Source organism: Bradyrhizobium sp. GW821-FHT12B03, assembly GCF_058807535.1.
Window position 1 is genome coordinate 235,580 of sequence record NZ_JBXAQU010000002.1, and the last position, 13,448, is coordinate 249,027.

Here is a 13,448-nt window from a genome sequence, read left to right on the forward strand (position 1 = left end):
TAGCATATCAATCATGATCCGGATGCTGATGGCTGACGATGGTCGCCATCTTCTCCGGTCCGTAATTCTGCTGCGTGGTCTGGCTCGGCAAATTGGAGATGCCGACCACCCAGCCGAGCCGCGACTCCGTTCCATACTGCCGGGTCGGCACGATCCGGTCCGGGCGGTCGAACGCCCCGGTCATGATCTCGATGCGCGGACCGTCGATGCGGCGGAAGCTCAGCGGCGTGCCGCAGGCGGCGCAGAAGTCGCGCATCGCGATCGAAGAGGATTGGAACGCCGATGGCGTGCCCTTGGTCCAGGCGAAATCACCCTTCTCGATGTCGGCGAACGAGGCGAACGGCGCGCCACTCGCCTTCTGGCACATACGGCAATGGCAGATGCTGACTTTGCTGGGGGCCGCCGAGACCGCGAAGCGGATCGCGCCGCATTGGCAGCCGCCGGTGAGAACGGGTTTGCTGGTCTCGGTCATGCCTGTTCCATCCGCAGGTAGGCGTCTTGCAATGTGGCAAGCGCATCGCCCCCGGCGAAGACGAAACCCGTGACGCCGGCCGCACGGAGTGCCGCCTCGGCATCAGTCGGGCGCCCTGCCAGATAGATATGTCTGCTGCCCGCGCTTTGCAGGGCCTTCGCCGCGGCTTCGGCGTGTTCCGCATAGACCTTGTCGCTGGAACAAAGGCAGGCAAGCTCGGCGCCCGAAGCCTTGAACGCAGCCGCCAGCTTGGCCGGATCGGCAAAGCCCTCGCTGTCCACGGCCTGGATGCCGCCGGCCTCGAAGAAGCTCTTGGCAAAGGTCGCCCGCGCCGTGAAATCGGCGGGCGTGCCGAGATTGGCCAAGAACACCTTTGGCCGCGCGCCGCGTGCCTTCAGCGCCGCATCGGATTTGTCGCGCAGCGCCTCGAAGGGTTGCGCCAGCCGGATCGGCGGCAGCGCGTCGAACTTGTATTTCTGTTCGCCGTAAGGGGCGAGCGCGACCGGGGTTGCCTTCAGCACCGCCGTCTCACTCTCATGCAGGTTCGGAAACTCGCTGGCGCCGGTCAGCACGTCACGGCGCTTTGCGATGTTGGCGTCCCGCGCTTTTCGCGCGGCGGCCACCTTGCTCTGGAACAGGCCCTGCTGAAGCGCGGCAAAGGCGCCGCCGGCTGTCTCGCTCTCCTGGAACAGCGCCCAGGCCGCGTCGCAGAGCTGAGCTGTCAGCGTCTCGATGCCGCCTGCGCCCGCGGCGGGATCGCTGACCTTGGCAAGGTTGCTCTCCTCCAGCAGCAGAAGCTGCGTATTGCGCGCCACGCGCCGCGCGAACGGATCCGGCAACCCGAGCGCCAGCGTATGCGGCAGCACCGTGATGGCGTTGGCGCCGGCAAGGCCCGCCGCAAACGCCGCCATGGTCGCGCGCAGCATGTTCACATAGGGATCGCGCTGCGTCAGCATGCGCCAGGCCGTATCGGCGGCGATGAACAGCGGCTTTGGCGTCAGGCCGCACGCGGTCTCGATACGCGCCCACAGCAGTCGCAGCGCGCGGAATTTTGCCATGGTCAGGAATTGATCGGCATCGGCGGCGAGTCGCGCATAGACCATGCCCTGCGCGGCTTCCAGGGGAACACCGGCGCTCTCGATCGCGCGCAAATAGGCGACGCCGCAGGCGAGCACGAAAGCAAGCTCCTGCACTTCGGAGCCACCGGCATCGTGGATCACGCGGCCGTCGGCGGATGCAAACGGCCCCTTGAAGCCGAGCGCGGCGAGACCCTTGATGGCACCGGTGACGGCGGGAGCGATCTCCTCCCAGCTGTAGGGGCTGTGGCCCCACACCGCGCCGGCCGCGAGCGGATCGAGTCCGAAGCGGATGTCGCAGGCGGCGGGATCGAGGCCCTTGCTCTTCACATATTCCGCGACATGGATCGCCGCCATCCGCGATTGCGGACCGACCTGCAGGTCGATGCCGATGCCGGCATCGAGATGAATGTCCTTCAGGACCTTTGCGACGGCATCCGCCGAAGGTTCCAGGCCAAAGCCGTGAGCACCGCTGCCGCCGGCGAACACCAGCGCGAGCCCCGTCGCGCCATTCTCCAGATCCTGCAAGGCTTGCGCATTCGCGGCAGTCGCATCGGGATGGTCGACCCGCTGCATGATCTGCCACGGCGCGGCCGCAGCCCGTCCGACCACCGGCGCAACGCCGCTTGCGCGCGGATAGAGCGGATCGATCCTCAGGCCGTCATAGGTCTTGCCGACCAGCTTCTCGAACGGCGCGCCCTTCAGCACGCCGTCCACCAGCTTGCGCCAGTCGTCGATCATGGCCTTGGGAAAATCGGCCGCCAGCGGCAGGTCGTCAGTCACGGAGGTCATACGGCCAAGGGCTCCCAAAATCTTGTTATTCGCAGGCGAAATTGCCACGGCCGGCCGTCCCTGCAAACGGTTGTTTTTGGTTAACCGGTATCCGGAAGCCGCTCAATGCCTTGCGTCGAGACGCTGGCAAGTCCGTCGCGCACGCGGATGCCTGAGATCACGCGATCGGGCGCGATCTCAGCCAGCGGCACCAGCACGAAGGCGCGCTCGAACAGGCGCGGATGCGGCAAGGTCAGGTCGGGCTTTTGGAAGTTGACATCGTCATAGGCGATCATGTCGAGATCGAGCGTGCGCGGCCCCCAGCGCCGCTCCTTGTCCCTGATACGGCCGAATTTCTGCTCGACCTTCTGCATCACGAACAAGAGCGCGTGCGGATCGAGGTCGGTCTCGATCTCGACGCAGGCATTGATGAAGGGATTTTGGTCCTCGTCGCCCCAGGGCGGAGTGCTGTAGTCCGACGAGCGCGCGATCACCGCAGCTTGCGCCATGCCGCAGATATGGGCGATCGCCTTGCCGAACGTCGCGCGGACATCGCCGACATTGCCGCCGAGGGCGATCAGCACGCTCGCGGAGCGGATTTGACGTTCGCTAGCCATTTGCCGAGCATCCTTCTGCGAACGTCAAATCCGCTCCGCGAGCAAACAATAATAAACGAGTGGCCCTTTTGATCCTGACATTCGCAAACGTGGCTCCGCGAGTCCGTGCGAATGTCAGGATCGGGCCACTCGCCATGTCAGGGATGCCGCGAGCGCGTCAGCATGATGCCGACGTCGTCGAAGATCGCGGCGATCGGCGCATGCGGCTTGTGCACGGTGATCTTCACCGCGCGGATGCGCGGGAAGTGCGACAGGATGGCGTCCGCGACCGCGCCGGCCGCGCGTTCCAGGAGCTTGTAATTGGTGTTCTTGAACGCCGCCGTCGTGGTCGCCACGACTTCGGCGTAGGATACGGTGTCGGCGAGCCGGTCGGTGCGCGAAGGCTCCGACAGGTCGGTATAGAGTTCGAGATCGATCACGAAGCGCTGGCCGACTTCGGTTTCGTGATCCATCACGCCGTGGCGGGCATGGATCGACAGGCCGGTCACGAAGATCGTATCGGTCATTGCGTGTTCTCTGGCTTGCTCTCGATTGCGTGGGCGACCCGCAGGGCCTGCAGGGTCTCGGCGACGTCATGGGTGCGGATGATCCTGGCGCCGCGCTGCGCGGCGATCAGATGCGCGGCGATCGAGCCGGCGAGTCTTTCCTTCGGCTCGGACGGCGACACCGAATTGATGAAGCGCTTGCGCGAGGCGCCGACCAGGACCGGCAGGCCGAACATGTCGAGTTCGCGCAGCCGTGCCAGTGCGGTCATGCTCTGCTCGGCGGTCTTGCCGAAGCCGATGCCGGGATCGAGCACGATCTTGTCGCGTGCGATGCCGGCCTTGGCGGCGATATCCAGCGAGCGCAGGAAGAACGCCTTCATGTCGGCGATGATGTCGATGGCGGAATCCACGTTGTCACGGTTGTGCATGACGATGACGGGGACGCCTCTCGCCGCCACCAGCGGCGCCATGCCGGCGTCGCGTTGCAGGCCCCAGACGTCGTTGGCGATGGCCGCGCCCTGGTCGAGTGCGAAGGCCACCACGTCCGCCTTCATGCTGTCGATCGAGACCGGCACGCCGAGCGCAACCACGCCCGCCAGCACCGGCCTCAGCCGGGCGATTTCGTCCTCGGCCGTGACGGCCTTGGCGCCCTTGTAGGGCCGGGTGGACTCTGCGCCGATGTCGATGATGTCGACGCCATCGGCGATCATCGCCCGCGCCCGTTCGAGCGCCAGATCGGGCGTGATGAACTCGCCGCCGTCGGAGAAGGAATCCGGGGTGACGTTGAGCACGCCCATGACCGCCGGGATAGGCCGTTCCAGCAGCGTCCGCAGCACGTCAGGCCGGGCCGAGCCGGCCGGCGGGACGGGAGAGGAAGGCGAGGCATTCATGCGGCCCGCTTTAGCGGTCGGGGAGGGGGGATTCAAGGCGGGATTGGCGGCAGCACGCGCCGCTCCATCACCGTCACCCTGAGGTGTGAGCCTTGCGGTGCGCAGCACCACAAGACGAGCCTCGAAGGGCGACGGCCCGGCTCGCGCAGCGCGGCCGTTCATCCTTCGAGGCTCGGCACGGGACGCGTTGCGTCCCATGCCTCGCACCTCAGGATGACGGGGAGGGAGAGAATGAAGTGCAGAGAGCCCGCCCTAGTACGTAATCTTCGGCGGCAGCTTCTTGGCCCTGGCGATGATGTCGCCGACCGATTTCTCGGAAGGAAGGATGCGGACGAGCTTCTTCTTCTCGTTGGCTTCGCGCATGCTCTGGGCGAGCCTGGCCGGATTCCGATAGGCGAGCTCGCGGACGGTGGTGACGCCGGCGGCGCGGACCAGGCCGACTTTGGCGCGGCCCATCCCGGGAATGCGCATGTAGTCGGACACGTTGGCCCATTCCAGCAGCTGCTGCTCGCTGATGCCGGTCTTGGCGGACAGCGCCTTGCGGCCCTTCACGGTTGAGGCGGCCTCGAGCAGTGCGTCGGTGGTGCGGATTCCCTGCGCCTTCAACTTGTTGGCGGCAAAGGTCGGCAGGCCCTCAATCTCGGAGATCGGATATGTCATGATACTCGATATGAAAAGCGTAGCTCAGGCAAATTGGCTGAGGCCCGGCGTCCCTGCGATGATCTTGCCCATCTGATCCGCTCCGATTTTGTCTCGGCCGAAGCGGAAAAGTTCACGGGCAATGTTCTGAATCTCGGACATGCCAAGTCCCAGGCCCATCAGGCGCGTGCCGACGGCCATCAGGCCGCCGCCCATCAGCCGCGACAGTCCACCGCCGCTCGTGGACGCCTCGATCGCCGCCTCCGCGCCGGGAATCTGATTGATCAGGGCTTCGACGTTCTCGGAAGGGCCTTCGTTGCGCAGGAAGCCCAGGATAATGCCGACGGTCTTTTCAGCCACAGCACTATCTATGCTGGCGTTTGTCGCCAGCCGCCCGATCAGCTCGTCCATAAGGCCCGCCCCTCAGCCGGTTTGCATGCCGGAGTATTGCTTTCGAAAAATGATCTTGAGCCGGTGTGATGTGAAATACAAGCTATGAACGGAGGCGAGCATGCGATTCATCTTCGAACGCGCGCAAGGTGTTGCAGCGATGCAAGAGCGGAGATGGAATCGGCAAAAAATTGCCGCGGTGCGAACGCGTCGTTCCTACTTTTGGCTGATGTCGTCCGGATGTTTCCGGCAATGTCGCATGTCCCGGACGCGTTGAACGGTTTTAATCGGCGCGCGACATGCGTTAAACTACGGAACTGGTGCATTCGAGTTTCAATACGCGAAACACGGCAGAGAGATCAGAGACGATAAATGACCGCACAGAACAGCAAGCTCGGCGACACCGACGACAAGATCTTCGTCGGGAAGGGAGACGAGCAGGCATGGCTGACGCTGGCGCTCGCCAATCGCCACGGCCTCGTCACCGGTGCAACCGGAACCGGCAAGACCGTGTCGCTGCAAGTCATGGCAGAGGGATTTGCGCGCGCCGGTGTTCCGGTCTTCGCGGCCGACATCAAGGGCGACCTCTCCGGGATCTCCGAGGTCGGCGAGGCCAAAGACTTCATCATCAAGCGCGCCACCGAGATGGGGCTCACATTCCAGCCCGACCAGTTCTCGACGGTGTTCTGGGACGTGTTCGGCGAGCAGGGCCACCCGGTGCGGGCGACCGTCACCGAGATGGGGCCGCTTTTGCTGGCGCGCATGCTCGACCTCAACGATGTGCAGGAAGGCGTGCTCAACGTCGCCTTCCGCGTCGCCGACGACAATGGGCTGACCCTCATCGATATGAAGGATCTGCGCGCGCTGCTCGATGCCATCGTGCCGGATGCCGGCAAGAAGGGGGCGGATGCCGAAGAAGGCCCGCTTGCCGAGATCAAGAAGGCGGCGCAGGGTTTCGGCAACGTCACCAAGGCCACCGTCGGCACCATCCAGCGCCAGCTCCTGGTGCTGGAGAACCAGGGCGCCACCAAGTTCTTCGGCGAGCCGGCGCTGACGCTGAAGGACTTCATGAAGACCGACCGCGACGGCCGCGGCATGGTCAACATCCTGGTCGCCGACAAGCTGATGCAGAGCCCGCGGCTCTACGCGACATTTCTGCTGTGGATGCTGTCGGAGCTGTTCGAGGAGCTGCCCGAGGCCGGCGACCTGCCCAAGCCGAAGCTGGTGTTCTTCTTCGACGAGGCGCATCTGTTGTTCAACGACGCGCCCAAGGCGCTGATGGACAAGATCGAGCAGGTGGTCCGCCTGATCCGCTCCAAGGGCGTCGGCGTCTACTTCGTCACGCAAAACCCGATCGACGTGCCGGATCGCGTGCTCGGGCAGATGGGCAACCGGGTGCAGCATGCGCTGCGCGCCTTCACCCCGCGCGACCAGAAGGCGGTCGCCGCCGCGGCCCAGACCTTCCGGCCCAACCCGAAGCTCGACACCGCCAAGGTGATCACGGAGCTCGGCAAGGGCGAGGCGCTGGTGTCCTTCCTCGAAGGCAACGGCACGCCGGCGATGGTCGAGCGGGTGATGATCCGGCCGCCATCGGCCCGGATCGGACCGATCACGCCGGAAGAGCGCAAGGCGATCATGGATGCGAGCCCGGTGAAGGGCAAATACGACACCGCTGTCGATGAGGAGTCCGCCTACGAGATGATCCAGAAGCGCATCGCCGGCACCGCGGCGACTGCCGATGCGGGCGCGGCGAGCGGAAGCGGTGGCGGCATCCTCGGTCAGATCGGCTCGATCGTCGGCACCATCTTCGGCACCAATGTCAAGCGCGGCCGCCTGTCGGCCGGCCAGGTCATTGCGCGCGACGTGACGCGATCGGTGACCAACCAGGTGATCGGAGGCATGGCCGCGAATATCGGCAAGTCGGTGGGCGGCCAGCTCGGCGGCTCGATCGGCCGCACCTTGGTCCGCGGCGCGCTCGGCGGCCTGCTGCGTCGATAGGCAGAAAGCCCTATTGGAGGCAGTCCGCGCGCCGGCGTGGGCTGCTTCAGCACGGGTACAATTTCAGGTGATGGGCTCACCATCCGTCCGTCGGTCTGCTACGTGCTAGGTCGCCGCCGGACTGGACCGCGTTGTGACCTCAGCCGCCCCATTAGCCAAACCTGATGCGCCGAGGCGCATGTCGCTGCGTGCTCCGCTGGATCTGCTCTTCCTGCTTTGCTGCTTCATCCTGACCGCGGACGTCCTTGGTCCGGAGATTTTCGGCCACGGCAAGACCAAGGATTATGGGCTGTGGTACTGGGCAGGCCAGCAGGTCCTCCACGGCGGGCCACTCTATCCCAACGGGGTCGACGAGTACTTCGAGTTCATCTATCCACCGCTGCCGGCGATCCTGCTGGCGATCCCGAGCTGGTTCGGCAAGATCCCGCTCTACATCGTGCTGTCGGTCCTGAATGCGTTGGCGTGGTGGTACACCGGGACACTCTCCAGCGTCATGACCGGCTCGGCCCGCACACCCGGCCCCTGGCTGGAGGCGCTGCCTGCCGTCGTCACCGTGACCTTCGTGTTCGACATGTTCGATCTCGGCCAGCCGAACCTGCTTCTGCTGGCGATGATACTCTACGGTTTTTGGTGCTTGCGGCATCAGCGCGCCTGGCTCGCGGGCTGGATGTTCGCGCTCGCGACCGCCATCAAGGTTTTTCCGATCGCAGTGCTGCCGTATCTGATCTGGCGGCGGAAGTGGGCGGCCGTGATCGCTACCGTCGCCTTCACCGGCATCCTTCTCTATGTCGTGCCGGCGCCCATTCGCGGCTTCGAGCGCAACGCGGCCGAGCTCAAGACCTGGTATCAGGCCATGGTCGGGACGAGCTCGGAAAAGGGTTTTGGCCAGCGCGCCGAGCAGAACTGGTCGTGGGTCAACCAATCCATCATCGCCGTGACGCATCGGCTGGTCCGCCCGATCAACTACAATCAGGAGGATTCCAGCAAGCCGCCGCGTACGATGAACGTCATCGACGTCGACTACAGGACGGCGAATTGGATTGTGCTCGCGGTGTCGGCGTTGCTCGGGCTCGGCTTCGTCGCGGTCATGCCGCCGCAACGGCTTCGAACGGTGCGCTCGGATGCCGAGGAGCTCGGCATCCTGCTCTGCCTGATGACGGTGGCATCGCCCCTGGCGCGGCAATACTACTTCATGTGGCTGTTCTTCCCGATGACGGTGCTGATGCATCGCGCGGCCTTCGACGAGCGGGCGAAGGTGCGGCTGGGAACCTGGCTTGCCCTCGGTGCGGCCGGCTTGCTCATGCTGCTGGCGCTGCCGTGGTTTCCCCATGTCTTCCAGGCCTGGGGCAACAACCTCCTCGCCACGGGGGTTCTGGCAGGTGCGCTCGCATGGCACATCCGGCATCCGCCGGTTGCGGCTGGCTCCGGCGCCGCGGCAGCGCTAAAACCCAGCGATCTTGAGACCCCGATTTCTTGAGCCTCAAACGACGGGAATACGACCATGGCCAATGCGCAGCTTCAATCCGTGCTCGACCACATCGACAAGGATTTCGACAACAGCCTGGAGCGCCTGTTTTCGCTGTTGCGGATCAAGTCGATCTCCGCGGATCCGGCCTTCGCCGGGGATTGCAAGGCGGCGGCCGAGCATCTCGCCAAGGACATCGCGAGCCTGGGTGTCGCCACCGAGGTGAGGCCGACCGCCGGCCATCCCGCCATCGTCGGCAAGGCCAAGGCGGGTGGGCGGCCGCACGTGATCTTCTACGGCCATTACGACGTGCAGCCGGTCGATCCGCTCGATCTCTGGCACCGTCCGCCGTTCGAGCCCGTGGTCACCGACCATGCCGACGGCCGCAAGATCATCGTCGCGCGCGGCGCCGAGGACGACAAGGGCCAGGTGATGACCTTCGTCGAGGCCTGCCGCGCCTGGAAGAAGGTGACGGGCTCGCTGCCGGTCGACATCACCTTCCTGATCGAAGGCGAGGAGGAGGTCGGCTCGAAGAATTTCGTGCCCTTCATCGAGGCCAACAAGGACGAGTTCAAGGCCGATTACGTGCTGGTCTGCGACACCGGCATGTGGGACCGCAACACCCCGGCGATCACGACGTCGCTGCGCGGCCTGCTCTATGAAGAGCTGAAGATCACCGCCGCCAACCGCGACCTGCATTCCGGCGTGTTCGGCGGCACGGCAATGAATCCGATCCGGGTGCTGACCAAAATTCTCGGCGGGCTGTTCGACGACGACAACCGCATCACCATCCCCGGCTTCTATGACGGGGTGAAAGATACGCCGCCTGATATCCTCGAACAGTGGAAAAAGCTCGGCTTCACGCCGGATTTCTTCCTCAAGCCGATCGGGCTGTCGATCCCGGCGGGCGAGAAGGGGCGGCTCCTGATCGAGCAGGCCTCGACGCGTCCGACCTGCGACGTCAACGGCATCTGGGGCGGCTATATCGGCGAGGGCTCCAAGACGGTGATCCCGTCGCATGCCTCGGCCAAGGTCTCGTTCCGTCTGGTCGAGGGGCAGGACCCGCAGAGGATCCGCAAGGCCTTCCGCGACTACGTGACGGCGCGGCTTCCTGATGACTGCAAGGTCGAGTTCGGCGACCATTCCGCCGGGCCCGCCATTGCGCTCGACTGGAACATGAAGCCGCTCGCCGCCGCCAGCAAGGCGCTGGCCGAGGAATGGGGCAAGGAGACGGTGCTGATGGGCTCGGGCGCCTCGATCCCGATCGTCGCCGACTTCAAGCGCACGCTGGGCCTCGACTCGCTGCTGGTCGGCTTCGGCCTCGACGACGACAACATCCACTCGCCGAACGAGAAGTACGACCTCCGCAGCTTCCAGAAGGGCATCCGCTCCTGGGCCCGCATCCTCGCTGCGCTCGCGGAGGTGAAGTAGCGCGAGCTGCCGCAGGGTGGGCAAAGGCGCAAAGCGCCGTGCCCACCCTTTGTCCCGGATCGCGACAGATGTGGGCACGCTGCGCTTTGCCCACCCTACGAAACCTTCATCCGTTACGAAGATTCTATCCCCGTCATTGCGAGCGTAGCGAAGCAATCCAGAATCCCTCCGCGGAAGCAGTCTGGATTGCTTCGTCGCTTCGCTCCTCGCAATGACGGGCGGAGAGGCCGCCGCCCCAAAATAAAAACGCCGCCCGGAATTGGGCGGCGTTTCATTCCAGGACGTGCAGAGGTCGTTGACGGCTACCCTACACGAAACCGCGAAAATCTCAAGACCGGTAGCCCGGCAGCTCGCGGTCGAGCTTGCGCAGCAGCGGCGGCCACACCAGGTTGGTGGCGCGCAGCTCGGCGCGGTCGCGGTTGGCGAGCAGCTCGGTGTTCTTCTCGATCGCAATCTCCTCGACCGGATAGACCGGCGTGCCCAGCGCGCGCGTGCGCACCTGCATCGAGCAGGCGCGCTCGAGGTGATACATGCGCTCGAAGGCGGAGGCGACCGAGCGGCCGACGGTCAGCGTGCCGTGGTTGCGCAGCAGCATGTGGTTGTGGTCGCCGAGGTCCTTCTGGAGCCGCGGCCGCTCGTCGTGGTCCAGCGCGATGCCTTCATAGTCGTGATAGGCGAGGTCGTGGGTGACGAGCTGGGCGGTCTGGTTCAGCGGCAAGAGGCCTTCGGCGCTGCTCGACACCGCGGTGCCGTCAAGGGTGTGGAGATGCAGCACGCAGATCGCATCCTCACGCACCTCGTGGATCGCCGAATGGATGGTGAAGCCGGCCGGGTTGATGCTGTACTCGCTCTCGGAGAGCTGGTTGCCGTGCAGGTCGACCTTGACCAGGCTGGAGGCCGTGATCTCGTCGAACATCAGCCCGTAGGGGTTGATGAGGAAGTGATGCTCGGGGCCGGGCACGCGGGCGGAGATGTGGGTGTCGACCAGATCGTCCCAGCCGTACAGCGCAACCAGGCGATAGCAGGCGGCGAGATTGACCCGTTGCTGCCACTCGGCCTCCGTCATGTTCGACGGCACTTCCTTCAGGCGCGCTTCCGCTGGTGACATGGCAAATCTCTCCGAACCTCGTTGTTGCGGAGCGGGAGCGTAGTCGCGGTGATGGCCGGCGGCAAGGCGCCTCAAGAGCGCGGCAGTTCAGCGTGGCCCGCATGGAGCGCAGCCGAATGCGGGGCGGAGGTTCCGGATTCCAGAACCGCCCCGGTGTGGCCGCCGCGACGTTTCGTCTGCGTGGCCGTCCGATCGGGCAACGATATTACGGCGCCGGGATCGAGAGCAGGCTGGAAATGCTGCTGCCGCGGATGTCGTAGACGCGGGCGAACACGACGTCGTCGCGCTTGATCTCGACCATGACGGGCGCGGTCAGGCCCTTGCAGTAGAACTCGCCGAGCGTCATGGCGAAATCGGCAGCATTGGAATCCCAGCCGATGGTGAAGTCGGGCCCGAGCGCGACCTGCGCCGGACGCTGCGGACCGCACACCGCGACCTTCCACTTGCGATTGCGCGGCGGCACTTCCTGGCGCTCGACGAGCTGCTCGCGCAGTTCGTCGGAGGCCTGCTTCAGCGCGAGGCCCCAATAGTCCAGCATGAAGCGGTCGTCGGCGCCGCGCACGGTGCCGGCGATGTGGTTGAAGTGGGTGTATTGATAGGGATGCAGCCGGATCATCTCGGCGAGCGAGAGCGCGAGGCCAAAGCAGAAGGTGGCGAGCACGACCGGCTGCCAGGTGCGGTGGTTGGCGCGCAGGCGCTCCATGGTCCAGGCGAAGGCGACGCCGCCGAGCACCGCCATCGGCGGGATCACGAAGACGAAATGACGGATGCCGTTGTACAGCGCCGGCCGCTTCACCATCGCGATCGCGAGCGGCAGGGTCGCGGCGAGCGTCAGCATCAGCAGGATGGTCTTGCGGCGCGCCGGAACCTCGCGGCGCGGCAGCAGCGCGAAGGTGCTGACCACGGCGCCGCCCATCAGCAGCAGCATCACCTCGGGCAACTGAAGCGCGAACAGCGTCGGCAGATAGGACCAGGGCATGTCGGGCACGGACACGATCGCGCCGTCGAACATTTCCTTCCAGGGCTTCTCGAAGAAGTGCGAGAAGTAGGTCAGCGCCTCGAAGGGATTGCCGGGTTCCATGATCGACCACGGCCAGATCAGGCCCATCACGAGATAGCCGAATACGAGGCCGGGCAGCAGCACGTAGACGACATGGGCAAAGCGGCGGGCCGCCTCGCGAACGCCTTCGGCGCGCAGTTCTTCCAGGAACAGCGGGATGAAGCCCACCATGGCGTAGACCAGCGCGAGTCCGCCGAGGACGCGGCAGCCGAGCGAGAGGCCGGCGCCGAGGCCGACGATCAGGATCGTGCGCGGCGAAGGCTGCGGATATTCCTCGGCGAGCCGGACCAGACCCAGCATCAGGATGATCATGGCCACCGCGAAGGGCGCGTCCTTCGGGTTCATGAACATGTGGCCGTAGAAGATCGGGCAGAGCGCGAGCAGCAGGAGCGCGGCGAGACCGGCGAGGGGCCCGCCGACGCGGCGGCCGAGCCGCCACGTCACGGCAAGCCCGATCACGCCGACGATGGCGCCGAGCAGGCGGCGCGTCTCGAACAGCTCGAGCGGAATCAGCTTGTGCAGGAGAGCGGCGACCATGTCGAAGCCGCCGCCATACATATAGAGGTTGGCGAAGGAGAGCGCCGCGGTGTCCTTGAACCCGGAACCGAACATGCGCAGCAACAGATCGGCGTATTCAGCGTGGGTGTAGTCGTCCCAGCCGAGGCCGTAGTCCCGAAAGGTCAAGCCTGCAACGACGGCGACCGTAGCCAGCACCAGCATGGCGAGATCGTCGCAAGTCCGTTCGACCGAGCGCCGTACAGGCGTGTCGATCGCCGAAGTCGTGATGGATGTCATGGCTATTGGTGACCCGGAATCCCCTCTTGGCCCTGCTGGTGCGCGCGGGCCTGCTCCCCGGACTCCGTATAGCGCAGTTCCATTACCAAGTAATTGGGCATTATGGCTAAATTCCTGATGCGACGCAGCAATTCCAGAAACTCAAGAGCACTCCAGCAGTAGCGATCCGTAGCTGAAGGGAATGTGAATAAGTCCCTGATTTCCTTCTCTTTAGGAACGTTGATCGCAATTCGCCGTTGGCGAGGAACACA

General features: G+C 65.0%; 12 protein-coding genes. 3 read left to right on the forward strand and 9 right to left on the reverse strand.

Features of this window, described 5'->3' with window-relative positions; translation table 11 throughout:
• Positions 1-7: 7 nt before the first annotated feature.
• From AC1RUR_RS05140 to AC1RUR_RS05170, 7 genes are all read right to left on the reverse strand, one after another.
• Positions 8-472: a GFA family protein gene (locus AC1RUR_RS05140; RefSeq protein ID WP_492841982.1), complete on the reverse strand. Its 465-nt coding sequence runs from the start codon at positions 470-472 to the stop codon at positions 8-10.
• Positions 469-2,340, reverse strand: coding sequence for a methylmalonyl-CoA mutase family protein (locus tag AC1RUR_RS05145; protein WP_492841984.1), 1,872 nt, complete (start codon positions 2,338-2,340; stop codon positions 469-471). Before AC1RUR_RS05145 ends, AC1RUR_RS05140 begins: the two co-directional genes overlap by 4 nt.
• Before the next feature lie 80 nt (positions 2,341-2,420).
• Positions 2,421-2,936 (reverse strand): 2-amino-4-hydroxy-6-hydroxymethyldihydropteridine diphosphokinase, encoded by a 516-nt coding sequence (gene folK / locus AC1RUR_RS05150; protein ID WP_492841986.1) that lies wholly within the window; start codon positions 2,934-2,936, stop codon positions 2,421-2,423.
• A 137-nt stretch (positions 2,937-3,073) separates the two neighbouring features.
• A complete protein-coding gene (gene folB, locus AC1RUR_RS05155) occupies positions 3,074-3,442 on the reverse strand; it encodes a dihydroneopterin aldolase (RefSeq protein WP_027544155.1) in 369 nt (122 codons plus the stop codon).
• Positions 3,439-4,311 (reverse strand): dihydropteroate synthase, encoded by an 873-nt coding sequence (gene folP, locus AC1RUR_RS05160; RefSeq protein ID WP_492841990.1) that lies wholly within the window; start codon positions 4,309-4,311, stop codon positions 3,439-3,441. The genes folB and folP overlap by 4 nt, the downstream gene beginning before the upstream one ends.
• A gap of 252 nt (positions 4,312-4,563) precedes the next feature.
• Complete coding sequence (locus tag AC1RUR_RS05165) at positions 4,564-4,971, reverse strand: DUF4332 domain-containing protein (protein ID WP_492841992.1); 408 nt, start codon at positions 4,969-4,971, stop codon at positions 4,564-4,566.
• A 24-nt stretch (positions 4,972-4,995) separates the two neighbouring features.
• Positions 4,996-5,361: a DUF2267 domain-containing protein gene (locus tag AC1RUR_RS05170; RefSeq protein ID WP_492841994.1), complete on the reverse strand. Its 366-nt coding sequence runs from the start codon at positions 5,359-5,361 to the stop codon at positions 4,996-4,998.
• A 351-nt stretch (positions 5,362-5,712) separates the two neighbouring features.
• On the opposite strand from AC1RUR_RS05170, the gene AC1RUR_RS05175 reads away from it, so the two are divergent.
• The 3 genes from AC1RUR_RS05175 to AC1RUR_RS05185 all read left to right on the forward strand — a co-directional run bounded on the left by AC1RUR_RS05175 (position 5,713) and on the right by AC1RUR_RS05185 (position 10,234).
• The gene (locus AC1RUR_RS05175; RefSeq protein ID WP_492841996.1) at positions 5,713-7,338 is read left to right on the forward strand and encodes a helicase HerA-like domain-containing protein; all 1,626 of its coding nucleotides are present in this window, start codon (positions 5,713-5,715) and stop codon (positions 7,336-7,338) included.
• A gap of 178 nt (positions 7,339-7,516) precedes the next feature.
• Entirely contained in the window at positions 7,517-8,815 is a 1,299-nt protein-coding gene (locus tag AC1RUR_RS05180) for a glycosyltransferase family 87 protein (RefSeq protein WP_492841998.1), read from the forward strand.
• A gap of 24 nt (positions 8,816-8,839) precedes the next feature.
• The gene (locus AC1RUR_RS05185) at positions 8,840-10,234 is read left to right on the forward strand and encodes a M20/M25/M40 family metallo-hydrolase (protein WP_492842000.1); all 1,395 of its coding nucleotides are present in this window, start codon (positions 8,840-8,842) and stop codon (positions 10,232-10,234) included.
• A 328-nt stretch (positions 10,235-10,562) separates the two neighbouring features.
• Here AC1RUR_RS05185 and AC1RUR_RS05190 read toward each other — a convergent pair whose 3' ends face one another.
• Together AC1RUR_RS05190 and AC1RUR_RS05195 are read right to left on the reverse strand one after the other, a co-directional pair.
• Positions 10,563-11,342: a class II aldolase/adducin family protein gene (locus tag AC1RUR_RS05190; RefSeq protein ID WP_492842002.1), complete on the reverse strand. Its 780-nt coding sequence runs from the start codon at positions 11,340-11,342 to the stop codon at positions 10,563-10,565.
• Positions 11,343-11,547: 205 nt separating this feature from the next.
• On the reverse strand, positions 11,548-13,197 hold the full coding sequence (locus AC1RUR_RS05195) for a glycosyltransferase family 39 protein (RefSeq protein WP_492842004.1): 1,650 nt from the start codon (positions 13,195-13,197) through the stop codon (positions 11,548-11,550).
• Positions 13,198-13,448 lie beyond the last annotated feature (251 nt).